Consider the following 24,928-nt stretch of genomic DNA (forward strand, 5'->3'; position numbering starts at 1 on the left):
CAGCGAAGCAATCCAGGGCTGCGCGTGAAACTCTGGATTGCTTCGCTGCGCTCGCAATGACGGTGTTTGTGGCGGCAGCACGCGCGAGCAACGTTGGGGCTTGATCGTCGACTGGCGCTCACGGCTTGGCGTCTGCGAGTGGTGGAGAACCCACACCGATGGAATGGACCGACGATGGCATCGTGCTGGGCGTGCGGCGGCACGGCGAATCCTCGGCCGTCGTCGAGTTGCTGACCCGCGAGCATGGCCGGCATCTCGGTCTCGTGCGCGGGGCGAGCGGCAAGCGCATGCGGCCGGTGCTGCAGCCGGGCAACACGGTGCGCGCGATCTGGCGCGCGCGGCTCGACGAGCATCTCGGCATGTACGCCATCGACGCGCTGACCTTGCGGGCGGCGGGGCTGATCTCCGCGCAACACGGCGCCTACGGCGTGACGCATCTTGCCTCGCTGGCCCGGCTGTTGCCGGAGCGCGATCCGCACGAAGACATGTATCTGCGGCTCGAACATGCGCTCGATGATTTCGAGGATGCGGGCGGCGCCGCCGTCCACATCGTACGCTTCGAGCTGGCGATCCTCGCCGAACTCGGCTTCGGGCTCGATCTCGACTCCTGCGCTGCGACCGGTGAGACCTCGGACCTGATCTACGTATCCCCGAAGTCGGGCGGCGCGGTGTCGCGCACGGCCGGCGCGCCATGGGCCGACCGGCTGCTGCCGTTGCCGCCCTTCCTGCGCGAGAGCGACCAGGGCCATGGCTGGTCGCAGCAGGATCTGCTCGACGGTTTCCGGCTGACCGGCCTGTTCCTGTTGCGTCACGTGTTGGAGCCGCGCGGGCAGGGGCATTCCGACGCCCGCGAGGGCTTCATCAACGCCGTGACGCGGGCTAGGCCCGCCCCGCGATAGGGCTCGGTTTCGACGCTCGTCGTCATGTGCCCTCGCGCTTGTTCGCCAACGTCGAGACTGACGACACACGCGCCGGCATCACGGCAAAGCTGATCCGGATACCGTCTCCGACTGTGACGTCATTCACATCCGCCTTCACATGACCGACGTAGGATCATGCAACAATCCTGGTTGATGACCAGTTTCACATCATTTTGAGGTTGCGTCGTCCGCGGCTCATGGCGAAGATTGTAGCCCTTCGGCGAGATGCGTTTCGTGCGCGCCTTTTTTCATCACCGTGGGGCATTTCGATCATGAGCGATTTCGAGAACAGCAAATCCAGCAACGGGTTCACGTCCAAGCTGTGGCGTGGAGAGCGCATGACGATGATCGGCTTCGACGTCGCCGAGCCCGAACCCGATCTGGTCGGATTCTCGATCGAGGTGAAGTCGCCGGGCGCGCGGGATTTTTCCCAGTTGCGCAACAGGATCGCGTTTTCCTATCCGGCCGGGGCCGGCGCGGAGGTCGACGGCAACCGGAATTTCCCGTCGACCGAGGCGCCGTTCCAGAAATTCCGCTGGATCCATTTTCCTTACCGGCCCAAGGACGGAGTCTATACGTATCGCGTCGCCAAGCAGCACATGCGCAACGACGGCACGCTCGTGGCAGGGACCAGCCTCTCGCTCGACATCACGCAGAGCGCCGTGACCTATGATGGCCTCATCGACATCGGTTTCACCCGCAACTTCGCCTCGTCTCAGGCCTATCGCGATCAGTTCGGCAACAATGCCGAGATCATCCCCGTCGAGAGCCGCGACGGGCCGAGCTTCGAGAAGCTCGACCTCGCCAACGAGGCCGGCGACAGCGTCTACGAGTGGCTGGGGTTCGAGGCCTACGACCTCCTGTTCAGCTTCTTGAAAGAAGCCCTGGCGGATCCCGGGCTCACGCTCGACGTGATGGCCTATGACCTCAATGAGCCCGACGTGATCGGCCTGCTGGAGCAGTTCGGCCCGCGGCTGCGCGCGATCATCGACGACTCCAACGCCAAGGATAACAGCCACAAGCTGCCCGGCAGCGCGGAATCGCGCAGCGCCAAGCGCTTCAAGCAGGCGGGTGCTGCCGTGCTGCGCACGCATTTCAGCAATCTCCAGCACAACAAGGTCCTGATCTCGCGCCGCAACGGCAAGCCCGAGAAGGTGCTGTGCGGCTCGACCAATTTCACCTTCCGCGGCCTCTATATTCAGGCCAACAACATGCTGGTTTTTCATTCGCAGGACGTCGCCGGGCTGTTCGGCGAGATGTTCGACATCGCCTTCGAGGACCCCTCGGCCTTCCGGACGAATGATTTTTCCAAGAAGTGGCACGCCGTCCACACCGAGGGAAAGCCGACCGTACAGCTCTGCTTCTCACCGCATCAGGCCACTGATCTCTCGCTCAATCCGATCCGGGCCGCGATCGATCAGGCCACCTCGTCGGTGTTCTACTCGGTCGCATTTCTGAGCCAGCTCGGTGACGGTCCGACCAAGGAGGCGTTCGACCGCGTGATGGAGCGGCCGATCTTCAGCTACGGTACCGTCGACAAGCGCGGCGCGCTGGAGCTGCGCAAGCCCGACGGCTCGATCGGTCTCGTCGATTTCGCCTACCTCGCGAGCAAGGCGCCGGAGCCGTTCCGCAGCGAATGGTCCGGCGGCAAGGGCCGCAACATCCATCACAAATTCCTGGTGACCGATTTCAGCCTGCCGACCGCGAAAGTGTTCACCGGATCGAGCAACTTCTCGCCGAGCGGCGAGAAGGGCAACGGCGACCATCTCATCATGATCGAGGACCGAAAGATCGCCACGTCGTATGCGATCGAGGCCACCCGCGTGTTCGATCACCTGCAGTTTCGCAACCGGATGCGCGACGCGTTCCACGGCAAGTCCGAGCGGCAGCGCGCTGCATCCGCGCCTGCCGCGATCACGCTGCGCAAGCCGACCGCATTGTCCGGCAAGCCGGCCTGGTTCGAGCGCTTCTATGTCGAGGGGTCGCAGGCCGAACGCGATCGATTGCTGTTCTCGTCCTAGATATCGTTACGGACAGAGTTGGAGACGACCATGCCATTGAACGACTATTCGCTTCTCAAGGGTCGGCCCATCAACAATCGTCTGGCGACGGGAAGCAGTCCGCACTATCAGGTGCAGGTCTCTGCCGATGGTGAGCTCTATCGCATCGCCATCAATGTCCGCTCCCAGGATGGCAGCGAGGTCGAATTCCTGGTCCGCTCGCGCTTCGAACATCCGATCGTCGATGGCCTGAAGGCGTTTTCGGAAGGGCTGCATCCGCTGGAGAGCAAGCCCGGCGGCGTGGCACTCGATTTCATCCGGGGCAATCTGATGCAGCCATGGGAGCTGAAGCCGCTGCCGCTGTCGGCCGCGGGCCCCGACAACGATCTCAACGAGAAGATCGACGCCTACGTTCAGCGCGCCATGTCGGACGAGACGGCTCTCATCTACGCCTTCGGCGTCGCATGGGGACCGGAGGACAAGGCCGACCGCTATTTCGGCTTCAAGCCAGGCCGCGGCATCCACGACATCCATTTCAACCAGGGCAATCCGCCCGGCAAATACGCCAAGGACAACGGTCCCTGGCAGGATGGCGGACTGCTCTTCGAGTTTCCCGACCAGCAGCAATGGGTCGCCGTCTTCCTGAAATTCCAGACCCAGGCCTGGCATTCGGACGATGCCAGCGGAGGGGTCATCCTTCCGCCCGATCCCGATCACCCGAACGCGCCGCATACGCCTCCCGACCGTGACCACATTCCGCCGCTCGACGTGCCCGATGGGCTGGTGCGGATCATCGCGGCCTATGTCAACGACGTGCGCACGCCGGAGCACGAGACGGTCACGCTGCTGAACACCGCCGATGTCGACGTCGATCTCACTGGCTGGCAGATCAAGGACAGGCAGAAGAACGCCATGCAACTGAGCGGCACGATCGCGCGCGGCGCCACCTTGGTGGTGCCCATCGTCGCGCCGGTCGCGCTGTCGAACCGCGGCGGAATCATCACCCTGTTGAATGCCGCGGGCGTGAAGGTGCACGGCGTCTCCTATACGCGGGAACAGGCGGCGCAGCCGGGCCGCACCATCCCGTTCCAGTCGTGACCGCGTGTTTCGGCGGAGCCGTGCCTTGAAGCGCGGGCTCTCCGCTGGCGCAGCGGCGGAGCGATGTGTACTCCTGTCATGCGAGGGACCAAGGCAAAAGGGCGGCACATTGCCGCCCTCCGCCCAGGCCACGGTGTGAGAGGAGAGCGTGATGGGAGTCCTGGTCGACGGCCGATGGCACGACGTCTGGTACGACACGGCGGCGTCCGGCGGCCGTTTCATCCGCAAGGATTCGGCGTTCCGAAGCTTCGTCACGGCTGACGGCCGTCCGGGCGCGTCCGGCACCGGCGGCTTCGAGGCCGAAGCGGGCCGCTACCATCTTTATGTCAGCCTGGCCTGCCCATGGGCTCACCGCACCCTGATCATGCGCACCCTGAAGGGGCTCGATGACATGATTTCAGTATCGGTCGTGCACTGGCTGATGCGCGAGCAGGGCTGGACCTTTGCCGAGGGGCCGGGCGTCGTGGCCGACAGCGTCAATCACGCCGGCCTTCTGCACCAGGTCTACACCGCCGCGGAATCGCATTATTCCGGCCGCGTCACCGTGCCCGTGCTCTGGGACAAGCAAAACCGCACCATCGTCAACAACGAGTCATCAGAGATCATCCGCATGCTGAACTCGGCGTTCGACGGCGTCGGCGCTAAGCAAGGTGACTATTATCCGCGAGCCCAGCGTGATGAGATCGACGCCATCAACGCGCGCGTCTACGATACGCTGAACAACGGCGTCTACAAATGCGGCTTCGCGACCACGCAATCCGTCTATGAGGAGGCGATCGGCCCGCTGTTCGCCACGCTCGACTGGCTGGAGGAGCGGCTGTCGACGCGCCGCTTCCTGCTCGGCGACACCGTGACCGAGGCCGACATCCGGCTGTTCACGACCCTGATCCGCTTCGATGCCGTCTATGTCGGCCACTTCAAGTGCAACGTCCGCCGCATCGCCGACTATCCGCATCTTTCAGCCTACACGCGCGATCTCTACCAATGGCCGGGGATTGCCGCGACAGTGAATTTTGAGCACATCAAGCGGCACTACTACGAGAGCCATCGCACCATCAACCCGACCGGCATCGTCCCGGTCGGGCCGCTGCAGGATTTCACCGTGCCGCATGGTCGCGAGCGCCTCGCGGCGAACTGACGAGGATCCATGGCGGGCGAACCCAACCTCGATACGCTGCTGCGCACGATGGCTCCCGAGCTGCAGGACGGCGTATTCGTGTTCTGCACTGTCGATACGCATCACGACATCCCGGTCGAGCTGACACCGTTGATGCTGTTTCGAGAGCGCGAAGGGATCACGCTGATCGTCCGGTGCGAGGACGCCGAGCAGGTCGGGCTGCCGTATCAGTTCGTCGCGCGCCTGATCACGCTGTCGGTGCTATCAGCGCTCGATGCGGTTGGCTTCCTCGCCGCGGTCACGACCTGCCTCGCAGGGGCGGGCATCAGCGTCAACGCTGTCTCGGCCTTTCATCATGATCACCTGTTCGTCCCGGAAGCGCAGGGAGAGCAGGCGATACGGCTTCTGCAGGAGATGTCCCGCAGCGCGGCCAGCAGATGATTGCGCAAGGCCGGCGACCGAGTCAGGCTTTGCCCCTGGTGGGATGACGCGATTGGTTACGTCCGGTTGTGCTCGGCTTCTTGCGTGGGACGGGTCGAGACCGATGCGTGTCACGTGCGGCGCGGGGAGCTGGCGGCCGGCGTGGTCCGGTCAGCGTTCGCGCAGCTTGCGCGCGCACCAGGTCCATCAGCATCATCGCTGCGGGCGATAGGGTCCGTCCCTTCAGCCGCAGGATGCCGAACTGCGCCATCAGCAGGTCCGACGCGCGCGGCTCTTTCAGTTCGGCCACGTTGAGCCTGACCAACTGGCCGGAGGCGAGCTCATGGGTGAGCACGGCATCGCCGGCGACGAGCACGATGTCGGAGCGAATGGCCATTTGAATCAGCAGGCTCGCGTTCTCGGATTCGAGCGCGACGTCGAAGCCGCGGCCCTCCGGCGCAGCGATGAGCGCTTCCAGGCGCCTGCTGAATTCCGGTGGCAGCGCAACGGAAGCGAAGTGCTGGCCGGCGAGCTCGCGTGCCGAAAGCTCCCGTCGGCGCGCCAACGGATGAGTCGCCCGACAGTAAAAGTGTCCTGGAAGGCCGCCGAGCGGCTCGATGTCGAGGCTGTCGTCGGCGCGGATGTCGGTGATGTGCGCGAGGAAGAAATCGAGCTTTCCTTGCTGCAGCACCTCCATCAGGGCGCGCCAATTGTCCTGCACCACGATGATGCGCACGGACGGGTGCTCCGAATACAGCCGCGCCATGGCATCCGGCAGAAGCGTCAGCCCGGTGAACGCGCCGACGCCCACCGTCACCTCGCCGGCATCTCCCGAGCGCAGCAGGCGCATCTCGCGGCCAAGGTCGTCTGCGCTCGACAGGAGCGAGCGGGCCCGCGCCACCAGTCGCTCGCCGACCGGTGTGATCTCCACCGAGCGCGAGCTGCGGTCGAACAGCCGCATCCCGACGGCGTCCTCCAGGGTCTGCAAGCTGCGGCTCAGCGCCGACTGCGTGACGTGGGCGCGCTGGGCCGCCCGGGCGAAATGCCGCTCTTCCGCGAGGTAGACTAACTGCTGCAGCTGGCGCAGGGTGGGGGTGTACATCGATGCACCGAAATCATTGATCAAGCCATAACAATTCATTGGATTTCTGAGACCGTCAATTCCAAAATGGCGCAAATATAAACAGGGGAAATGCCATGGCGGGGCCGGCCAAGTCGCCCCGAGCTGCGGCAGTTTCCCCGCAACAGGCTTTTCTCATGCCCAACGGCGCACAAGCTCTGATACGGACCCTGGTCAATTCCGGCATTCGGGTCTGCTTCACCAATCCCGGCACCTCCGAGATGCATTTCGTCGCGGCGCTGGACTCCGCGCCGGAGATGCGCGCCGTGCTGTGCCTGTTCGAAGGGGTGGCGACCGGTGCGGCGGACGGCTACGCCCGGATGACCGGCACGCCCGCGGCAACGCTGCTGCATCTCGGTTGCGGCCTCGGCAACGGCCTCGCCAATCTGCACAATGCGCGCAAGGGCAAGGTGCCCGTCGTCAACATCGTCGGCGACCACGCCACCTATCATGTCCCTTATGACGCGCAGCTCCAGTCCGATATCGAGACCGTCGCGCGCAACGTCTCGCCGGAATTCGTCTGGACCTCACAGGTGACGTCGGAGCTGTGCCGCGACGCGGTGGCGGCCGTGAAGGCGGCGTGCTCCTGGCCCGGGCAGGTCGCGACGCTGATCCTGCCGGCCGACGTGTCCTGGGGGGAGGGCGGCGTCGCCGAGCCGGCGCCGGTGATCGAGCCGCCGGCGCCCGCTGACGATTCCGCCGTGCAGGCCGTCGCCGAGGCGATCAAGTCGGGCGGCCGCAGCGCGCTTCTGCTCGGTGGTACGGCGCTGCACGAGGAATCCCTGCTGGCGGCCGCGCGCATCGCCGCAGCCTGCGGTGTGAAGGTCTACGCCGAAACCTTTCCGACACGCATGCAGCGTGGAGCGGGCCTGCCGGCCGTCGAGCGGATCGCCTATCTCGCCGAGATGGCGCAGGTTCAGCTCAAGGAGATCGACACGCTGATCCTGGTCGACGCCAAGGCGCCGGTGTCGTTCTTCGCCTATCCCGGCAAGAAGAGCTATCTGCCGCATGACGGCTGCAAGGTGCTGACCTTGTCGACGCCGGCGCAGCACGCCGCGTGCAGCCTGACCAGGCTTGCCGCCGCCCTGGAGGCAGCGCGCGCCACGCCGGCGTTGTCACCGGCCTCGCGGCCCGGACGTCCGCGCGGCAAGAAGCTCACCGCGGAAAAGGTCTGCAAGGCCGTGGGTCATCTCCTGCCCGAGAACGCCATCATCATCGACGAGGCGATCAGCTCCGGCCTGATGCTGTCGAAATTCACCGCGGGCGCGCCGCGCCACGATCTGATCACCTTGACCGGCGGCGCCATCGGGCAGGGGCTGCCGAATGCGATCGGGGCGGCGATCGCCTGTCCGGACCGGCCGGTGATCGCGCTGATCGGCGACGGCAGCTCGATGTATACGATCCAGTCGCTGTGGACGATCGCGCGCGAGCGGCTCAACGTCACCGCCGTGATCTTCAACAATGCATCCTACTCGGTGCTCAACGTCGAGCTGGAGCGGGTCGGCGCCGAGGAGATCGGACCGAAGGCGCGGGCGCAGCTCGACCTTCACGGACCGGTCCTCAAGCTCGCGCAGATCGCCGACGGCATGGGGGTACGCGCGACCCGCGTCAGCACGCCGGACGAATTCACCAGCGCGTTGCAGGGGGCGCTGGCGCGGCCGGGGCCGCATCTGATCGAGGCCATGGTGCCGCCGGCGCTGACCGGCCTCAAGCTGAAGCTTTTGCCGCACCTCTTGGGATCGCTCGACCGCGTCCCGCTGCCGGTGGCGCGGATGCTCAAGCGCAAGATCGCGCCGTGACATGAGCGCGACGCTGCAATCCGATGTCGTTATCGCCGGCGGCGGTCTCGCCGGCATCGTCACCGCGCTGGAGGCACTGCGCGCCGGCAAGTCGGTGACCATCGTGGACAGGGACACGCCCGAGCGGTTCGGCGGGCTGGCGTTGTGGGCGTTCGGGGGCATGGCGCTGGTCGGGACGCCGTTGCAGGCGCGCATGAAGATCCCGGATACGCCCGAGATCGCGTTGCGCGACTGGATCAGGTTTGGCGAGCTCGACGCCGCCGAACACTGGCCGCTGCAATGGGCGCGCTACTACGTCGCGCATTCGCGCAGCGAGGTCTACGACTGGCTGCTGGCGCACGGCCTGACCTTCATGCCGGCGGTGAACTGGGTCGAGCGCGGCCGGCACGGCGACGGCAATGCGCTGCCGCGCTATCACATCGTCTGGGGCACCTCGCAGCGGCTCACGCGTGTGATGATCGAGGCGATGCGTGCGGCCGATAGCGGCGGCCGGCTGATGGTGCTGCACCGTCACTGCGTCGTCAGCCTCGATCGCGCTGCCGGCGCCGTATCGGGCGTTGTTGCCGTCAACGAGGAGACGGGCGCCGAAATCCGCATCGCCGCGCCGCTGACAGTGCTGGCGATGGGCGGCCTCAATGGCAGCCACGAGGAGGCCCGCGCCAATTGGGTGAAGAGCCGGCCGCTGCCGCAGGCGATGCTCAATGGCGCGCATCCGTTCTCCGACGGCAAGCTGCATCACCACGCGGCCGAGGCGCTCGGCGCCGAGATCACGCATGCCGGCGAGATGTGGAACTACGCCGCCGGCATCCCGCATCCGTTTCCGCATTTCGACGGCCATGGCCTGTCGCTGGTGCCGTGCAAATCGGCACTGTGGCTCAATCACAGGGGCGAGCGCATCGGGCCCGAGCCGCTGGTGACCGGCTTTGACACCCATGATCTGTGCCAGCGCGTCGCGGCGCAGGAGAAGCCGTATACGTGGCATCTGTTGAACTGGCGCATCGCCGCCAAGGAGTTCGCCATCTCCGGCGCCGAGCACAATCCGCGCATCCGCGACCGGCAGATGCCGATGTTCCTCAAGGAGACCCTGTTCGGCAATCATCGCCTGGTCAGGCAGATGCAGCGCGAGAGCCGGCACTTCCTGGTCGACGAGACGCTGGCCGGTCTCGCCGCGAAGATGAATGCGCTGACCGGCACCGGCGACGTGAAGCCGGAGGTGCTGCAGGCCACCGTCGACGCCTTCGACGCGAACTTTGGGAATGGCGACAAGCTCCACAACGACGACCAGTTGCGCCGCATCCTGCACGCGCGGCAATGGGGGCCCGACAAGCTCCGCACCTGCAAGCCTGCGCCGCTGCAGGCCCCGGGCGCCGGGCCTTACATCGCCATTCATATGCAACTCATCACCCGCAAGAGCCTCGGCGGCCTCAAGACCGATCTGCAGAGCCGGGTGCTCGACACCACGGGTGCGCCGATCGGCGGCCTCTGTGCGGTCGGCGAAGCGGCCGGCTTCGGCGGCGGCGGCGCGTCGGGCAAGCGTTCGCTGGAGGGTACGTTCCTGCCGGGTTGCATTCTCACCGCACGGGCGGCGGTGCGCGCAATGTGACGCTACGGGAACCGTACGAGTCGGCGGAACCGCCGCTGAATTTTTGCTCCGTCACTGTCGATCCGGTGCTGCTACGTTCGTCTTCAAGGCACAGGAGATGGAGACCCGTCATGAAGATCTACTGGATCAAGGCCCAGGCGCCGCGCCGCGTGCTGGCGCTGGTCAAGCACCTCGGCGTTCCCGCCGAGTTCATCGACATCAGCCGCGGCCTGAAGACGCCGGAGTTCGCCGCGCTCAACCCCAACATGAAGGCGCCGGTGCTGGTCGACGGCGACACCGTGCTGTGGGAGTCGACCGCCATCATGGCGCACCTCTGCATCCGCGAGAGCTGCGACATGTGGCCGGCGCGCGATCCGCAGGAGCAGATCGAGGTGCTGCGCTGGCTGGCGTGGAACGACTGCCATTGGGCGCCGGCGGTCGGACCGTTCTATTTCGAGCACATCGTCCGCAAGACGTTCGGCCTCGGTGTGCCTGACCGTGCCGCGCTGGCCGGCAAGGTCGCCAACCTGAAGACCTTCGCCGCCGTGCTCGATGCGCATCTGCGGGCGCGCAGCCACATCGCCTGCGACCGGCTCACCATCGCCGATTTCGCGGCGGCGTCGATGGCGACCGACTGGCGCGAGGCCGAGATGCCGATGGAGTCGTTTCCGAACATCGTGCGCTGGCTCGATGGCCTGATGCGGCTGCCGGCGTGGGCCGAGCCGTGGCCGGAGAAGCGCTCGGTCGCGGCCTGAGCGTCACGGCTGCGCGATGCCGTGGCCGAGCTGCTTGGAGATCTCGGCCGCGCAGGCGCGCAGCCGCGTCGCCAGCGGTGACTGCCAGCCGGCGTCGAAGGTGCCGGCCGGGCCCATCGCGGTGATGACTAGTGCGACGTGGCCGGCGTGATCGAACACCGGCGCGGCGAAGGCGTTGACGCCGGGCAGCGGATCGCCGACGGCGCGCGCGAGCCCCTGCGCGCGCACCTCGGCCAGCATCTCCGCGACCTTCGGACTCCTGGGCGCGCGCTTCGGATTGTAGCCGACGCCGAGACGATCGAGGCCGGTGTCGAGCGCGGCCTTCACGGTCTTCGGCGGCAGGAACGCCGCGAAGGCCCGGCCGGTTGCCGTCTCCAGCAGCGCCATGATCGAGCCGACTCGCATCACGATGTGCACCGGATGGCTCGGCTCCTCCAGCCGCACCACGGTCGGGCCGTTGGTGCCCCACACGGCGAGCGACACCGCGTGATCGATGGCGCTGGCGAGCGCTGCGATCTTCGGCGTCGCGATCCGGACCGCCGACAACCGCCGCAGGCTGATCAGGCCGAGCTCGAGCGCGAGCGGGCCGATCTCGTAGCGTCCGGTGGTTTCGTCCTGTTCGATCAAACCGATGCGCGAGAAGCTGACGAGATAGGGATGCGCCTTGGCCGGCGGCAGCCCGGCCTCGCGCGCGAGGTCGCGCAGCATCATCGGCTCGCCGCTGCGCGCCAGTGCCTGCAGCAACGTGCCGCCGACCTCGATCGACTGAATGCCGCGGCTTTCTCGTCCCATGTCTCGTTGTGCCCCCTGGTCCGGCGCCGTGCCTACACCGCCAGGAAGCCGCCGTCGACCGGCAAGGTCACGCCGTTGACGTAGGACGCCATGTCCGAGACCAGGAACGCCACGGGGCCCGCGAGCTCCTCGGGCTGGCCGACGCGGCCGAGCGGCGTGCGGCTCATGAAGCCGGCGAGCCGCTCGGGATCGTTGCGGGTCGACTCCGTCATCGCGGTGGCGATCACGCCGGGCGCGATCGCGTTGACGCGGATGCCGTCGGCGGCGAGCTCGCGCGCCAGCGCCTGGGTCAGCGACTTCACGCCGCCCTTGGAGGGCGAGTAGCCGAGCGTGTTGCTGATGCCGATGAAGGAGGCGACGGAGGCGATGTTGACGATCGTGCCGCGCGTCGCGCGCAAGGCGGCGAGAAACGCGTAGGTGACGTTGAACACGCCGTTGAGATTGACGTCGAGCACGCGCTGCCAGTTCTGTGGCGCGCGGGCTGAGTCGATGCCCTCGCGAATGATGATGCCGGCGTTGTTGACGAGGATGGAGATGGCGCCGACCTCGGTGCGCAACTGCGCCGCCAATGCGGTGCAGCCCGCGGCGTCGGTGACGTCGAGCCGATGTGCCCACGCCTTGCGGCCGTGATCGCGGATCTCGGCGGCGCAGCGTTCGGCGCCGTCCAAGTCGATGTCGGTGATGACAACATCGGCGCCGCGGCCGGCGAGCCCCAGCGCAATCGCGCGGCCATTGCCGTGCGCCGCGCCCGTCACCAGCGCGAGCTTGCCGGCCAACATCTGACTGTCGCTCATGCGGCACTCCTTTGCCTGGCGCGTTCGGCGAGATGCCGGCCGGCAATGTAGCCGAAGGTCAGCGCCGGGCCCAGCGTGATGCCGGCGCCGGGATAGTTGCCGCCCATGATGCTCGCCATGTCGTTGCCGGCGGCATACAGCCCCTCGATCGGCTGGCCCTGCGCATCGAGCGCGCGGGCATGCTCGTCGGTGCGGATGCCGGCATAGGTGCCGAGATCGCCGATCACCATCTTGATCGCGTAGAACGGCCCGTCCTTGATCGGCGCCACGCACGGGTTCGGCCCGTGCAGCGCATCGCCCTGGTAGCGATTGTAGGCGCGCGAGCCCTTGCCGAAGGTCGGATCCTGGCCCAGCGCCGCATCGGCGTTGAAGGCGGCGACGGTTGCTTCCAGCGCCATCGCGTCGATGCCGGCTACGCGCGCGAGCTCGGCGAGCGTCGCGCCGCGCTTGAGATAGCCGGTGCTGAGATGATGCCCGAGCGGCATCGGGAACGGCGGCACGCAGCCGAGGCCGTAGCGGCGCAATGAGCGGTGATCGGTGATCAGCCAGGCCGCGATCTCGCGGCCGGGCTTGGCCGCCTTGACCATCGCCTGCACGAAGTCGTGGTAGGAATTGCCTTCATTGGCGAAGCGCACGCCGTCCGCGGTCACTGCGATCACGCCGGGCTTGGCACGGTCGATGAAGTGCGGCATCACGCCCTTGCTGCCGTCCTTGCGCGTGGTGACGGAGACCGGCACCCAGGCCGCCGCATGCGGCAGGCCGTCCTCGACCCGGCCGCCGACCGCTTCCGCCAGCCGCAAGCCGTCGCCGGTGTTGCCGACCGGGCCGGGCGACACATGCTCCTGGCCGGTCGGCGCATGCGGAAACATCGCCTTGCGCCTCTCGACATCATGCGGGAAACCGCCGCAGGCAAGCACCACGCCGAGCCGCGCATTCACTCGGATGCGCCGGCCCTGCCGCGTCACCACGGCGCCGCGCACGGCATCGCCGTCGCGGATCAGCTCCGCCACAGGCGACGACAGCCACAGGGGAATGCCGAGATCGAACGCGGATTTCGCCAGCCGCCCTGCCAGCGCGTTGCCGTTGGTGAGCGTCATGCCGCGGCCATGGCGCAGCACGTCCAGCGCATGTTTCGACAGCCGCTTGGCGACATAGAACGCGGACGCCAGCGACTTGGTCGCGCGCATGAAATGGATGATCTCCTTGCCGGAGCCGAGCATCATGCCGAACACGGTGAGCTCGGGCAGCGGCTGGCCGAGATCGTTGATGTGATCGCCCAGCTCGCGGCCGTCGAACGGCCGCGTCACCATCGAGCGGCCGCCCTGCGTGCCGCCCGGCGCCTCCGCGTGATAGTCAGGGAAGGTCAGCGGCATGTCGAACTTGAGTGCCGTCTTGCCGATGAAGAAGTCGACCGCCTCCGGGCCCTTGCTCAGGAACGCATCGACCCGCGCCGCATCGAAACTGTTGCCGGCTTCATGACGCAGATAGCTGCGCGCCAGCTCGGGTGGCTCGTCGATGCCCCAGGCCTTCGCCAGCGACGTGCCCGGAATCCACAGCCAGCCGCCCGAGCGCGCCGTGGTGCCGCCGAAGCGCGGCTCCTTCTCGGTGACGATGACCTTCAGCCCGGCATAGGCGGCGGTGACCGCCGCCGACAGCCCGGCGCAGCCGGAGCCGACCACCAGCACGTCGCAATCATAGCTGTCGCCGTCCTTGGTATCGGCTCCGCTCATGCGCGCGCTCCTACTTCTTCAGCAACGGGCACTTGGACTCGGAGACCGGCCGGAACGCATCCTCGCCCTTCACGGTCTTGACGATCTCCAGATAGTCCCACGGCTCCTTCGACTCCGACGGCTTTTTGACGCGGGCGAGGTACATGTCGCGGATGACCCGGCCATCCTCGCGCAACTTGCCGCCGTGAACGAAGGCGTCCTCGATCGGCAGCTCGCGCATCTTCGCCATGACAGCCTTGGGATCATCGGTGCCGGCCGCCTTGATCGCCTTGAGATAGTGCAGCACCGAGCCGTAGACGCCGGTCTGGATCATGGTCGGCATCACCTTGGCGCGGGCGTAGAACTTCTTCGACCAGGCGCGGGTGGCCTCGTCCATCGCCCAATAGGACGCCGTGGTCATGTAGGTGCCCTGCGCGGCCTCGAGCCCGATCGCATGCACGTCGGTGTCGAACATCAGGAGGCCCACCAGCTTCTGGCCGCCCTTCACCAGGCCAAACTCGCCGGACTGCTTGATCGCGTTGTCGGTGTCCTGGCCGGCATTGGCGAAGGCGACGACGTCGGCCTTGGAGCTCTGCGCCTGCAGCGCGAAGGAGGAGAAGTCGGCGGTGTTGGTCGGATGCTTGACGCCGCCGAGGATGGTGCCGCCGAGCTCCTTGATGAAGCGCGTGGCGTCCTTCTCCAACTGCTGGCCGAAGGCGTAGTCCGCGGTGATGAAGTACCAGGACTTGCCGCCCTGGCCGATCACGGCCGAGGTCGTCACCTTGGACAGCGCATACGTATCATAGGTGAAATGCACGGTGTTCGGGCTGCACAGCTCGTCGGTCAGCGAGCTCGCGCCGGGACCGGACAGCAGCGCGATCTTGTTGCGCTCGCGCACCATGTTGTGCACGGCAATCGCGATGCCGGAGTTGGGGATGTCGACGACGGCGTCGACCTTGCCGTTGTCGAACCAGTCGCGCACGACCGTCGTTCCGACGTCGGTCTTCATCTGGTGATCGGCGCTGATGATCTCGATCGGCTTGCCGAGCACATTGGGGCCGAACTCCTCGACCGCCATCTTGGCCGCCTCGACCGAGCCCGGCCCGCTGTTGTCGCGTCCCCAGCTCGAGAGATCGGTGAGTACGCCGATCCGCACCACGTCGTCAGAAACCTGGGCTGAAGCGCCTGTCGCGATGAATGATGTCGTTGCCAGGAACGCGCAGGCGAGCAGCTGCCGTCGCATGAAGATCCTCCCCGTTTTGCTCCGCTCTGTCGGCGGTGATGGGAATTAGACATTGACGAATAGATTTGTCAATTGCGAACGGGTGGGACGTGGCGCAGCGGCCGGGGGATAGAAGATGGAGGCCGGCGGCGCGTCAGGCGCGATCCGACGTCCTCATGGTGAGGAGCGCCGCGTGCGGCGCATCTCGAACCAAGAGGTCCGAAGTGAGCGCGTTGGGGATGCTTTACGACTGTAGGAAAGCCTGTGATCCGCTCTACATGCGCGGCATGATCTGCAGTTCGAGCAGCGCGAGCCGCTGCATCGCGGTGACGTCGCGCTCGCCGGCCTTGGCGGCACGCAGCACGGCTTCCGCAAGCAGGTTCACGTTCGTCGAACTCACCGGCTCAGGCAGCGCGGCGACCGACGCGTTGAGGGCTTCGGTCATCAGCGCGATGACATCAGGCGAAAAGGACGCATCGGAAAAATTCTTCATGCAAAGATGCCCGCCAGCAGGTCGTGCTTCGGTTGATATCGCATACGCATTACGTTGATGCGGAGAGAACGCGCTTTGGGCGCTATCGGTTCCCGCGGTCGCGCTGAGCTGCGTGCGGTCCCGTTTCTGATATGCAGAATTGCGCGATCTCCCATGCGCCAATTGCCCGTCGAGCCAATCTGCCGCAGTCCGCACGGCTTGTGTCGTCGGGCAAATCAGGACGATGTTTCCGCGCATCCCGCCTCACATCGGAGGGGCGTTGCGCGCGATCGTCACGACACGCGAGGCGGGGAGCGGTGGCCTGTCGGATCGCAGCGCGCTCGTTGCGCGTGGACGAACGAGTCCGGCAGGACGACGAAATCGCAGCGTCCTGGCGCCCCGATGCTGGCGTCAAGTTCGCGAATGATGCCTCGGAGCATCGCGCGGATGACGGTGGCTAACAAGCCCGGACACCGGGGAGACTGCGTATAAGTCGGAAGCCCATCGCGTAGGGAAGGCCGGGTCGTCCGGCTGACCTGTGGTACCTGCCGCCTGCATTTTTTTCGCAGGCGGGCCACGGGCCTCAGTCGAGGTCCGGCCTTCCCTGCGCCCTCTGTTAGGTGAGGGTGATCGATCCTGATAGCTCGGGCGCCGATGGCGTCGCGAGACGGCAGACATGCATGCCGTCGTCATTGCGAGGAGCCGAAGGCGACGAAGCAATCCAGAATCGCAGTGCCGGCTCTGGATCGCGTCGCTGCGCTCGCGATGACGGCAATTGTAGAACGCAGTCATCGCCGGCGCAGGCGGGCGACCCAGCAATCACCGGCAGTCCGGGAGGAGTCGGATGTTAAGGTGTACGGGATCCCCCCGCCTACGCGGGGGGTGACGTGGTGTGTGAAATGCGCGACGGGATCGCGGTAAACCTAGCCCCTGATGAACGCCAGCAGGTCCGCATTGATCACGTCAGCATGCGTCGTTGCCATGCCATGCGGAAATCCCGGATAGGTCTTCAACGTCCCGTGCTTCAACAGCTTGATGCCGATGCGCGCGGAATCGTCGATCGGGACGATCTGGTCGTCCTCGCCGTGCATCAGCAGCACCGGCACGTCGATCGCCTTCAGGTCCTCGGTGAAGTCGGTCTCCGAGAACGCCTTGATGCAATCGTAATGGGCCTTGGTGCCGCCCATCATGCCCTGGCGCCACCAGTTGCGGATCACGCCTTCGGAAACCTTGGCGCCGTCGCGGTTGAAGCCGTAGAACGGGCCGGTCGGAATATCGAGGAAGAATTGCGCGCGGTTGGCGGCGAGCGCCGTGCGGAAGCCGTCGAACACCTCGATCGGCAGTCCGCCGGGATTGTTCGCCGTCTTCAGCATGATCGGTGGCACCGCTCCGAGCAACGCGGCCTTGGCGACGCGGCCCTTGCCGTGCTTGGCGACGTAGCGCGCGACCTCGCCGCCGCCGGTGGAGTGGCCGACATGGATCGCGTCTCGCAGGTCGAGCTTCGCGGCAAGCGCAGCGACATCGGCAGCGTAGGTGTCCATTTCATTGCCGGTCTCCGTCTGGCTGGAGCGGCCGTGACCACGCCGGTCGTGCGCGATGACGCGAAAACCCTTGTCGAGGAAGAACAGCATCTGCGCGTCCCAATCGTCGGACGACAGCGGCCAGCCGTGGTGGAAGACGATGGGCTGGCCCGATCCCCAGTCCTTATAGAAGATCTGCGTGCCGTCCGATGTCGTCACGAATCCTGAGCTCATGGAGCATCTGCCTTTCTCACTGGATGGGATCTGCCGCGTTCAAGGCGCGGCGCGATGGCTCTCCTCGCAGGGCCGTTGCGTCGGCGAGGATGAACGCCGTCACCTTAGCGACGGCGGGTGACGATCTCAGCTACACAGACTCGTGTGCGACATCGTTGCACCTCAACGGGACGCGGGTCGGCTGCTCAATCCGTGAGCGTTGCGACATGCGTCGGCGTCACGCGAACTGCATGATTTTCGGGCCGGGTTGCGGTTCCGCGGCCGAAGTCCCGGCTTTTTCCTCGGGGAACCGGGCAGGGCCGTCATTGCGCCCCAGCGCATCATCGCATAAAGCCTGTTCCCAAATCGTTCACGCTAGCTCAGGCTCAAGGGCTAACCCACTGAAAGCTCAACGCGAATGGGAAAATCACTGATTCCGCCGGAACCAGCCGAGATTCACGAGGTGACGCTCCGGGATGCGCTGGAAGAGCGCTATCTCGCCTACGCGCTCTCGACCATCATGCACCGCGCACTGCCGGACGCGCGCGACGGCCTCAAGCCCGTGCACCGGCGCATCCTCTACGGCATGCGGCTGCTGCGGCTCGACCCGGGCACGGCGTTCAAGAAATCCGCCAAGATCGTCGGCGACGTGATGGGCTCGTTCCATCCGCATGGCGACCAGGCGATCTACGACGCGATGGTCCGCCTCGCGCAGGACTTTTCCTCGCGCTATCCGCTGGTCGACGGCCAGGGCAATTTCGGCAATATCGACGGCGATAATCCGGCGGCCTATCGCTACACCGAAGCGCGCCTGACCGACGTCGCGCGTCTGCTGCTGGAAGGCATCGACGAGGACGGCGTCGAGTTCCGGCCGAATTATGACGGCCAGTCGAAGGAGCCGGTCGTGCTGCCCGGCGGCTTCCCGAACCTGCTGGCCAACGGCGCCCAGGGCATCGCGGTGGGCATGGCGACCTCGATTCCGCCGCACAATGCCGCGGAGCTCTGCGACGCCGCGCTGCATCTGATCGAGAAGCCTGACGCCAAGTCGCGTGCGCTGCTGCGCTGGGTGAAGGGGCCGGACTTCCCGACCGGCGGCACCGTGATCGATTCCAAGGAGTCGATCATCGAGGCCTACACCACCGGCCGCGGCTCGTTCCGTGTCCGCGCCAAGTGGAAGCAGGAGGAGGGCAACCGCGGCACCTGGATCGTCGTCATCACCGAGATTCCCTATCTCGTGCAGAAGTCACGGCTGGTCGAGAAGATCGCAGAGCTGCTCAACGAGAAGAAGCTGCCGCTGGTCGGCGACGTCCGTGACGAGTCGGCCGAGGACGTGCGGCTCGTGATCGAGCCGAAGTCGAAGAACGTCGATCCGGCGCTGATGATGGAATCGCTGTTCCGGCTCACCGATCTCGAGAGCAAGATTCCGCTGAACCTCAACGTGCTGATCAAAGGCCGCATCCCCAAGGTGGTGGGCCTGGCCGAGTGCCTGCGCGAATGGCTCGACCATCTGCGCGACGTGCTGCTGCGGCGCTCGAACTACCGCAAGAAGCAGATCGAGAACCGGCTGGAGATTCTCGGCGGCTATTTGATCGCCTACCTCAACATCGACGAGGTGATCAGGATCATCCGCACCGAGGACGAGCCCAAGCCGGTGCTGATGAAGACGTTCAAGCTCACCGAGGTGCAGGCCGAGGCCATCCTCAACATGCGCCTGCGTAGCTTGCGCAAGCTCGAGGAAATGGAGATCCGCACCGAGGACAAGAATCTGCGCGGCGAGCTGAAGGGCATCAATGCGCTGCTCGGATCCGAGGAGCTGCAATGGGCCAAGGTCGGCGAGCAGGTCAAGACGGTCCGCGACATGTTCGGGCCGAAGACGCCGCTCGGCAAGCGCCGCACCAATTTCGCCGACGCGCCTGAGCACGATCTCGCCGCTATTGAAGAAGCCTTCATCGAGCGCGAGCCGGTCACCGTCGTCGTCTCCGACAAGGGCTGGGTGCGCACCTTGAAGGGCCACGTCGCCGACCTGTCGAACCTGCAGTTCAAGACCGACGACCAGCTCGGCCAGGCGTTCTTCGCCGAGAACACCTCCAAGGTGCTGCTGTTCGCCAGCAACGGCAAGTTCTACTCGCTGGACGTCGGCAAGCTGCCCGGCGGGCGCGGCCACGGCGAGCCGATCCGCATGTTCATCGATCTCGACCAGGACGCTTCGATCGTGTCGATGTTCGTCAACAAGGGGGAGCGCAAGTTCCTCATTGCCGCCTCGGACGGTCAGGGCTTCGTGGTCAAGGAGGAGGATTGTGTCAGCAACACCCGCAAGGGCAAGCAGGTGCTCAACGTGACCGCGCCGGCGGAAGCGCGCGCGATCACGACGGTCGCGGGCGATCAGGTCGCGGTCATCGGCACCAACCACAAGATGGTGGTGTTCGGGCTCGACCAGGTGCCGGAGATGGCGCGCGGCCGCGGCGTCCGGCTCCAGAAATACACCAGCGCGCAGCTCTCCGACGTCACCACCTTCGAGCAGAAGCAGGGACTGGCCTGGAAGGATTCCGCCGGCCGCGACCAGGGGCTGAGCTGGAAGGAGCTCGCCGACTACCGCGGCAACCGCGCCGATGCCGGACGCATCGCGCAGGGGCTGCCGAAGTCGAACAAGTTCAACCGGCCGATCGAGTAGCGACGTAATAGTATCCGTCCAGCGGCCGTCTATATCAGGCAGCGGGCGATCGCGAGGTGCGCGATCGCCCGGGGGCACGTTGGATGGCGCACTCGCATTCTCATCATCACAGCCATGACCATTCCCATGATCATGGCCCCTCACATGCCCACGGCCATGCCGGCCACAGCCATGCGCCGGTGAGCTTTGGTGTGGCCTTTGCGATCGGCGTGTCGCTCAACACGGCCTTCGTCATCGCCGAGCTTGTGTTCGGCTATGCCGCGCATTCGCTGGCACTGATCTCGGACGCCGTCCACAATCTGTCCGACGTGATGTCGCTGCTCCTGGCCTGGGGCGCCCTGTGGCTGGCGGGCCGGCGGCCGACCGACCGCCATACCTACGGCTATCGCCGCGCCTCGATCCTGGCGGCGCTGATCAATGCGGGGCTGCTGCTGGTGGTGGTCGGCGGCATCGCCGTCGAGGCGTTCGATCGCCTGCGCAATCCGGGCGAGGTGGCCGGCACCACCGTGCTGTGGGTCGCCGCGCTCGGCATCGCCATCAACGGCGCCACCGCGATGATGTTCATGCGCGGCCGCGACACCGACCTCAACATTCGCGGCGCCTACCTGCACATGGCCGCCGATGCCGCCGTGTCGTTCGGCGTGGTCGTCGCGGCGCTGGTCACGATCTGGACGGGGTGGCTGTGGATCGATCCGGTGGTCAGCCTGGTCATCGCGCTCGTCGTGCTCCTGAGTGGCTGGGATCTCGCCCGCGACAGCGTCAATCTGGCGCTCGACGCCGTGCCGCGCGACATCGCGCTGCCGGAGGTGCGCGAATATCTCGCCTCCCTCGACGGCGTCAGCGAGGTGCACGACCTCCACATCTGGGCCATGAGCACCAACGAGACCGCGCTGACGGCGCATCTGGTACGGGCAGGCGGAACGGATGATGCATTCCTGCATCGCGTTTGCGCCGAGCTGTCACATCGCTTCAACATCCAGCATCCGACCCTGCAGATCGAGGCCGATGGCTGCGCCTGCAAGCTCGCTCCTGCCGACGTGGTGTGAGCCGCGATGGGTCAGCTCCCGCCAGCCAGTCTGCACAGCGCGCCGGCGATTTCCCTCGACCGGCGGAGTTCCCATTCCGGCCGGCGGCGGCGCCGTGATAACAGTGACCATTTCCCGCATCGCGGCCGCACCATCAGGGACACGATGCGTGGGGTGAGACGCATGGCACGGGAATGTGCCTTTGGAACGCAACGACTGGACAGCCCATGCCCGTGACGATCTTTCACAATCCGGCCTGCGGCACGTCGCGCAACACGCTCGCGATGATCCGCGCCTCGGGTGAGGAGCCTGAGGTGATCGAATATCTGAAAAGCCCGCCGAGCCGCGAGCAGCTGATTGCGCTGATCAACGCGATGGGCGTCAAGGTGCGCGACGTGCTGCGCGAAAAGGGCACGCCCTGTGCCGAGCTTGGGCTGGGCGATTCCAAATGGACCGACGACCAGCTGATCGAGGCGATGCTCGCGCATCCGATCCTGATCAACCGGCCGATCGTGGTGACCAGCAAGGGCGCGCGGCTCTGCCGCCCGTCCGAACTTGTGCTCGACCTGCTCGATCATCCCGTCTCCTCCTTCACCAAGGAGGACGGCGAGGTGGTGAGCCGGCCTGCCTGAAGCTTTCCGGATCGTGACGCGTTGGTGAGCTGAAACCATGGACACGGCGACCCGTCTCGAAGTGGCGAACTGGCTCGTGGCTCAGAGCCTGACCGGCATGCCGGAAAATGAGATCCTGCGCGGCTTCTGCGAGCGCTGCCGCGTGGCCGGGCTTGAATTGTCGCGCAGCCTTGCGATCATCGATACGCTGCATCCGATTTTCGAGGGGCGTGGCTTCCGCTGGAACGATTTCGACACGAACGAAGCCGACAGCTTTGAATATGGCTCCAGCAATGAGGGAGAGGCGGCACAGAATTGGCGGCGCTCGGTCTTCCACCACATGCTGGAGAACGGCCATGACGAGTTCAGCATCGACTTCACGAATTGTGCGCATCTCGATTTTCCGGTCATCGAGGAGCTTTCCGCCCAGGGACATCGGCACTATCTCGCCTTCGTGCACCGGTTCGGGGAAGCCGGCACGCTCGGCCAGATGGACTGCTTCTATTCGAACTGGCTGACGCGGCGTGACGGCGGCTTCACCGACACGCAGGTCGGCGCATTGCGCGACCTGGTCCCGCTGCTCGCGCTGACGATCAAATCCGCGCAGCAGGTCGATATCGTGCGAACCCTTGGCCGCGTCTATCTCGGCCGCGATGCGTCGGAGCAGGTGCTGCGCGGCCGGATCTCCCGCGGTGTCACCGAGCGCATCAATGCGGTGCTGTGGTTCTCCGACCTGCGCAGTTCGACTGCGATCAGCGAGAGCATCTCGCCGGACGAGATCATCCCGCTGCTCAACGACTATGCGGAGGCATCGATCGACGCGATCTACGAGTCGGGCGGCGACGTGCTGAAGCTGATCGGCGACGGCGTGCTGGCGATCTTCACCGGCGGCGACATGGCCTCGGCCCGTCACGCTGCGCTGCGCGCCGAGCATCGCTTTCGGCTGAACATCATGAAGCTGAACGCGCGGCGCGCCGGCGAGGGACGGCCCGTCACCTCGGCCTATGTCGGCCTGCATGTCGGCGAGGTGTTCTACGGCAATATCGGCAGCGAGGACCGGCTCGACTTCACCGTCGTGGGACCGGCCGTCAACGAGGTCAGCCGCATCGCCTCGATGTGCCGCTCGGTCGATCGCGAACTGTTGGCATCCTCCGAGTTCTGCGAGGGGCTCGACGACGAAGGCCGCCGCTATCTGGTGTCGACCGGGCGCTACGCGCTGCGCGGCATCGGCCGCGCGCAGGATCTCTTCACGCTCGATCCGGAACTTGCCGGCAGCGCATCGGCCACGCGGGCCTACGAGAACTACCTGGCGGACGAGATGTCGCACCCTTGACCCACGTCAATGCCCCGCAGAAGCGAGTCTGCCCAGCATGCTCTGCCGGGAGGTGAAAGCTCATGTACAAACATATTCTGCTGCCGACCGATGGGTCCGACCTTTCCAAGGCCGCAATCAAGCACGGTATCGCGCTCGCCAAGGCGACCGGAGCCAGGGTCACGGCGTTGGTGGTGTCGACGCCGCTGCATTCGCTGGTCGTCGATCCCCACGCTGCGACCAAGGCGCTTGCGCAATACAAGTCGCTGGTGGCCGATCAGACCGCGAAATACCTCGATCATGTGAAGGACGACGCGGAGCAGGCCGGCGTCGCCTGCGCCACGCTCTGCGTCGAGCACGACAAGCCCTATGAGGCGATCGTCGAGACCGCCCGCAAGCAGCATTGCGATCTGGTGCTGATGGCCTCGCATGGGCTGCGCGGCGTCTCGGCGATCCTGGGCAGCGAGACCTTGAAGGTGCTGACGCATTCGACCGTGCCGATCCTGGTCTATCGCTAGGCGGGCTGCGGCTCCGGCTGGCGCGCGATCGCGACGACCGGCGAGGCGAGGATGACGAGCGCCTGCAGGCCGAAGATGGCGGCGACGAGGTAGAGACACATGTCGGCGCCGTAACGGCCGCCGACGACCGCGCCGAGCAGCGAGCCCAGCGGACGGGCGCCGTAGCTCAGGATGTTGATGGCCGACACCCGCCCGAGCAGGCCCGCCGGAGTCACCGACTGCCGCAGCGTCGTGGTCGAGATCACCCAGAGGATCGGCCCGGCGCCGAGCAGGAAGAAGCTGAGGGCGGCAAGGTAGGGCGAGGGGACGAACGTGGTCAGTGCCATGATGAGCGCCGCGGCGAAGCCGGTGACGGGGCCGAGCCCGATGACGGTGCCGAACGGCAGCCGCCGCATGATGCGCGTCGCCAGCAGCGCGCCGCACACCATGCCGACGCCGAACATCGACAGCACCGTGCCGACGCCTCCCGCCGACAGGCCGAGCCGGTGCACCGCATAGGGCACGAACACCGCGAGCAGCAGGAAATGCGCGGTGTTGAAGATGAACTGGGTGACGAACACCGGCCGCAGCAGCGGATGATGCAGCACGAAGGCGGCGCCTTCGCGGATGTCGGCGAGCGGATGGCGGCGCGGCACCGGCACACGGGCGGGCTCGGCGATGCCGGCCAGGCACATGGCTGCGATCAGCGAGAGCGCCGCGGCGCAGCCGAAGGCCGGAGCGCCGCCGATCCAGCCGACCAGTATGCCGCCCAGCGCGGGCCCGGTGGCAAAGGCGATGGTGCGGGCAAGCTCGATGCGCGCATTCGCGGACGCCAACTGGGCCGGGGCGACGAGGCTCGGCACCAGGGCAGGCGCTGCGACGCTGAACGCGACCGTGCCGCACACCGCCGCGAATCCGAGCGCCGCCAGCAGCGGCAGCGTGAGCGCGCCGGACGCGAAGGCGATGAGGATCGCGAGCAGCGCGAGCGCGCGAAGCGTCTCTGCCAGGGCCATCAGCAGCCGCCGCGGCATCCGGTCGGCGAGCAGCCCCGCGGGGATCGCGAACAGCACGAAGGGCGCGGTCAGCGCCGTCTGCAGCAGGCCGGTCGCGCCCTCGCCAACGCCGAGGGCGAGCACCGCGACGATCGGTGCTGCGGCGAGCGCGATCTGCTCGGCCGATTGCGCGGTGAGGTTCGACCAGGCGAGGCGGTGGAAGCCGGCGGGCAGGGCGGGAGAAGGAGGCATGAAGAGGAACCTGATGTGATGATGCGGCCATCATC

Annotated in this window: 21 protein-coding genes; 13 read left to right on the forward strand and 8 right to left on the reverse strand. The window is 66.3% G+C overall.

What is annotated here, in order from left to right:
* The first annotated feature begins 158 nt into the window (after positions 1-158).
* From recO to QX132_RS27025, 5 genes are all read left to right on the forward strand, one after another.
* Positions 159-899 carry a DNA repair protein RecO gene (gene recO / locus QX132_RS27005; protein ID WP_316163295.1) on the forward strand — a complete coding sequence of 247 codons (741 nt, stop codon included), beginning with the start codon at positions 159-161 and terminating at the stop codon, positions 897-899.
* A 293-nt stretch (positions 900-1,192) separates the two neighbouring features.
* Positions 1,193-2,941 (forward strand): phospholipase D-like domain-containing protein, encoded by a 1,749-nt coding sequence (locus tag QX132_RS27010; RefSeq protein ID WP_316163296.1) that lies wholly within the window; start codon positions 1,193-1,195, stop codon positions 2,939-2,941.
* A gap of 30 nt (positions 2,942-2,971) precedes the next feature.
* On the forward strand, positions 2,972-4,018 hold the full coding sequence (locus tag QX132_RS27015) for a DUF2278 family protein (RefSeq protein WP_316163297.1): 1,047 nt from the start codon (positions 2,972-2,974) through the stop codon (positions 4,016-4,018).
* 151 nt (positions 4,019-4,169) lie between these two features.
* Positions 4,170-5,156, forward strand: coding sequence for a glutathione S-transferase family protein (locus tag QX132_RS27020; RefSeq protein WP_316163298.1), 987 nt, complete (start codon positions 4,170-4,172; stop codon positions 5,154-5,156).
* 9 nt (positions 5,157-5,165) lie between these two features.
* Positions 5,166-5,576, forward strand: coding sequence for an ACT domain-containing protein (locus QX132_RS27025; RefSeq protein WP_316163299.1), 411 nt, complete (start codon positions 5,166-5,168; stop codon positions 5,574-5,576).
* 22 nt (positions 5,577-5,598) lie between these two features.
* Here the strand turns inward: QX132_RS27025 and QX132_RS27030 are convergent, their stop codons facing one another.
* Entirely contained in the window at positions 5,599-6,657 is a 1,059-nt protein-coding gene (locus QX132_RS27030; protein ID WP_316163315.1) for a LysR family transcriptional regulator, read from the reverse strand.
* A gap of 155 nt (positions 6,658-6,812) precedes the next feature.
* Between QX132_RS27030 and QX132_RS27035 the strand changes: the two genes are divergently transcribed.
* The 3 genes from QX132_RS27035 (at position 6,813) to QX132_RS27045 (ending at position 10,811) form a co-directional block, all read left to right on the forward strand.
* The gene (locus QX132_RS27035; protein WP_316163300.1) at positions 6,813-8,474 is read left to right on the forward strand and encodes an acetolactate synthase large subunit; all 1,662 of its coding nucleotides are present in this window, start codon (positions 6,813-6,815) and stop codon (positions 8,472-8,474) included.
* Between the two features lies 1 nt (position 8,475).
* Positions 8,476-10,077, forward strand: a complete 1,602-nt coding sequence (locus tag QX132_RS27040) for an FAD-binding protein (RefSeq protein ID WP_316163301.1) — start codon at positions 8,476-8,478, stop codon at positions 10,075-10,077.
* A gap of 110 nt (positions 10,078-10,187) precedes the next feature.
* A complete protein-coding gene (locus tag QX132_RS27045; RefSeq protein ID WP_315784453.1) occupies positions 10,188-10,811 on the forward strand; it encodes a glutathione S-transferase family protein in 624 nt (207 codons plus the stop codon).
* 3 nt (positions 10,812-10,814) lie between these two features.
* Here the strand turns inward: QX132_RS27045 and QX132_RS27050 are convergent, their stop codons facing one another.
* The 6 genes from QX132_RS27050 to QX132_RS27075 form a co-directional block, all read right to left on the reverse strand.
* A complete protein-coding gene (locus QX132_RS27050) occupies positions 10,815-11,603 on the reverse strand; it encodes an IclR family transcriptional regulator (protein WP_316163302.1) in 789 nt (262 codons plus the stop codon).
* Positions 11,604-11,635: 32 nt separating this feature from the next.
* Positions 11,636-12,397, reverse strand: a complete 762-nt coding sequence (locus tag QX132_RS27055) for a glucose 1-dehydrogenase (protein WP_315812799.1) — start codon at positions 12,395-12,397, stop codon at positions 11,636-11,638.
* Positions 12,394-14,127, reverse strand: a complete 1,734-nt coding sequence (locus tag QX132_RS27060) for an FAD-dependent oxidoreductase (protein WP_316163303.1) — start codon at positions 14,125-14,127, stop codon at positions 12,394-12,396. Before QX132_RS27060 ends, QX132_RS27055 begins: the two co-directional genes overlap by 4 nt.
* A 10-nt stretch (positions 14,128-14,137) precedes the next feature.
* Positions 14,138-15,349, reverse strand: a complete 1,212-nt coding sequence (locus QX132_RS27065; RefSeq protein ID WP_315775178.1) for an ABC transporter substrate-binding protein — start codon at positions 15,347-15,349, stop codon at positions 14,138-14,140.
* A 253-nt stretch (positions 15,350-15,602) separates the two neighbouring features.
* A complete protein-coding gene (locus tag QX132_RS33085) occupies positions 15,603-16,058 on the reverse strand; it encodes a hypothetical protein (RefSeq protein WP_410052895.1) in 456 nt (151 codons plus the stop codon).
* Between the two features lie 665 nt (positions 16,059-16,723).
* The gene (locus tag QX132_RS27075) at positions 16,724-17,554 is read right to left on the reverse strand and encodes an alpha/beta hydrolase (protein ID WP_316163304.1); all 831 of its coding nucleotides are present in this window, start codon (positions 17,552-17,554) and stop codon (positions 16,724-16,726) included.
* A 397-nt stretch (positions 17,555-17,951) separates the two neighbouring features.
* Here QX132_RS27075 and parC point away from each other — a divergent pair, with 397 nt between their 5' ends.
* The 5 genes from parC to QX132_RS27100 all read left to right on the forward strand — a co-directional run bounded on the left by parC (position 17,952) and on the right by QX132_RS27100 (position 23,670).
* A complete protein-coding gene (parC, locus tag QX132_RS27080) occupies positions 17,952-20,204 on the forward strand; it encodes a DNA topoisomerase IV subunit A (RefSeq protein WP_316163305.1) in 2,253 nt (750 codons plus the stop codon).
* An 83-nt stretch (positions 20,205-20,287) separates the two neighbouring features.
* The gene (locus tag QX132_RS27085; protein ID WP_316163306.1) at positions 20,288-21,250 is read left to right on the forward strand and encodes a cation diffusion facilitator family transporter; all 963 of its coding nucleotides are present in this window, start codon (positions 20,288-20,290) and stop codon (positions 21,248-21,250) included.
* A 206-nt stretch (positions 21,251-21,456) separates the two neighbouring features.
* On the forward strand, positions 21,457-21,861 hold the full coding sequence (gene arsC, locus QX132_RS27090) for an arsenate reductase (glutaredoxin) (protein ID WP_316163307.1): 405 nt from the start codon (positions 21,457-21,459) through the stop codon (positions 21,859-21,861).
* Positions 21,862-21,898: 37 nt separating this feature from the next.
* Positions 21,899-23,173 carry an adenylate/guanylate cyclase domain-containing protein gene (locus QX132_RS27095; RefSeq protein WP_315786325.1) on the forward strand — a complete coding sequence of 425 codons (1,275 nt, stop codon included), beginning with the start codon at positions 21,899-21,901 and terminating at the stop codon, positions 23,171-23,173.
* Between the two features lie 62 nt (positions 23,174-23,235).
* On the forward strand, positions 23,236-23,670 hold the full coding sequence (locus QX132_RS27100; protein ID WP_315740234.1) for a universal stress protein: 435 nt from the start codon (positions 23,236-23,238) through the stop codon (positions 23,668-23,670).
* Here QX132_RS27100 and QX132_RS27105 read toward each other — a convergent pair.
* Complete coding sequence (locus tag QX132_RS27105; protein WP_315798027.1) at positions 23,667-24,893, reverse strand: MFS transporter; 1,227 nt, start codon at positions 24,891-24,893, stop codon at positions 23,667-23,669. The genes QX132_RS27100 and QX132_RS27105 overlap by 4 nt on opposite strands.
* Between the last annotated feature and the right edge of the window lie 35 nt (positions 24,894-24,928).

Origin of the sequence: Bradyrhizobium sp. SZCCHNRI20481, from assembly GCF_032485055.1 — a bacterium.
GTDB lineage: Bacteria > Pseudomonadota > Alphaproteobacteria > Rhizobiales > Xanthobacteraceae > Bradyrhizobium.

Coding starts and splice junctions, on each gene's coding strand:
- QX132_RS27040 (WP_316163301.1), top strand. CDS start 8,476: ATGAGCGCGACGCTGCAATCCGATGTCGTTATCGCCGGCGGCGGTCTC.
- recO (WP_316163295.1), top strand. CDS start 159: ATGGAATGGACCGACGATGGCATCGTGCTGGGCGTGCGGCGGCACGGC.
- QX132_RS33085 (WP_410052895.1), bottom strand. CDS start 16,058: ATGCGCGGAAACATCGTCCTGATTTGCCCGACGACACAAGCCGTGCGG.
- QX132_RS27015 (WP_316163297.1), top strand. CDS start 2,972: ATGCCATTGAACGACTATTCGCTTCTCAAGGGTCGGCCCATCAACAAT.
- QX132_RS27065 (WP_315775178.1), bottom strand. CDS start 15,349: ATGCGACGGCAGCTGCTCGCCTGCGCGTTCCTGGCAACGACATCATTC.
- QX132_RS27075 (WP_316163304.1), bottom strand. CDS start 17,554: ATGAGCTCAGGATTCGTGACGACATCGGACGGCACGCAGATCTTCTAT.
- arsC (WP_316163307.1), top strand. CDS start 21,457: ATGCCCGTGACGATCTTTCACAATCCGGCCTGCGGCACGTCGCGCAAC.
- QX132_RS27035 (WP_316163300.1), top strand. CDS start 6,813: ATGCCCAACGGCGCACAAGCTCTGATACGGACCCTGGTCAATTCCGGC.
- QX132_RS27060 (WP_316163303.1), bottom strand. CDS start 14,127: ATGAGCGGAGCCGATACCAAGGACGGCGACAGCTATGATTGCGACGTG.
- QX132_RS27100 (WP_315740234.1), top strand. CDS start 23,236: ATGTACAAACATATTCTGCTGCCGACCGATGGGTCCGACCTTTCCAAG.
- QX132_RS27030 (WP_316163315.1), bottom strand. CDS start 6,657: ATGTACACCCCCACCCTGCGCCAGCTGCAGCAGTTAGTCTACCTCGCG.
- QX132_RS27045 (WP_315784453.1), top strand. CDS start 10,188: ATGAAGATCTACTGGATCAAGGCCCAGGCGCCGCGCCGCGTGCTGGCG.
- parC (WP_316163305.1), top strand. CDS start 17,952: ATGGGAAAATCACTGATTCCGCCGGAACCAGCCGAGATTCACGAGGTG.
- QX132_RS27025 (WP_316163299.1), top strand. CDS start 5,166: ATGGCGGGCGAACCCAACCTCGATACGCTGCTGCGCACGATGGCTCCC.
- QX132_RS27010 (WP_316163296.1), top strand. CDS start 1,193: ATGAGCGATTTCGAGAACAGCAAATCCAGCAACGGGTTCACGTCCAAG.
- QX132_RS27095 (WP_315786325.1), top strand. CDS start 21,899: ATGGACACGGCGACCCGTCTCGAAGTGGCGAACTGGCTCGTGGCTCAG.
- QX132_RS27020 (WP_316163298.1), top strand. CDS start 4,170: ATGGGAGTCCTGGTCGACGGCCGATGGCACGACGTCTGGTACGACACG.
- QX132_RS27050 (WP_316163302.1), bottom strand. CDS start 11,603: ATGGGACGAGAAAGCCGCGGCATTCAGTCGATCGAGGTCGGCGGCACG.
- QX132_RS27085 (WP_316163306.1), top strand. CDS start 20,288: ATGGCGCACTCGCATTCTCATCATCACAGCCATGACCATTCCCATGAT.
- QX132_RS27105 (WP_315798027.1), bottom strand. CDS start 24,893: ATGCCTCCTTCTCCCGCCCTGCCCGCCGGCTTCCACCGCCTCGCCTGG.
- QX132_RS27055 (WP_315812799.1), bottom strand. CDS start 12,397: ATGAGCGACAGTCAGATGTTGGCCGGCAAGCTCGCGCTGGTGACGGGC.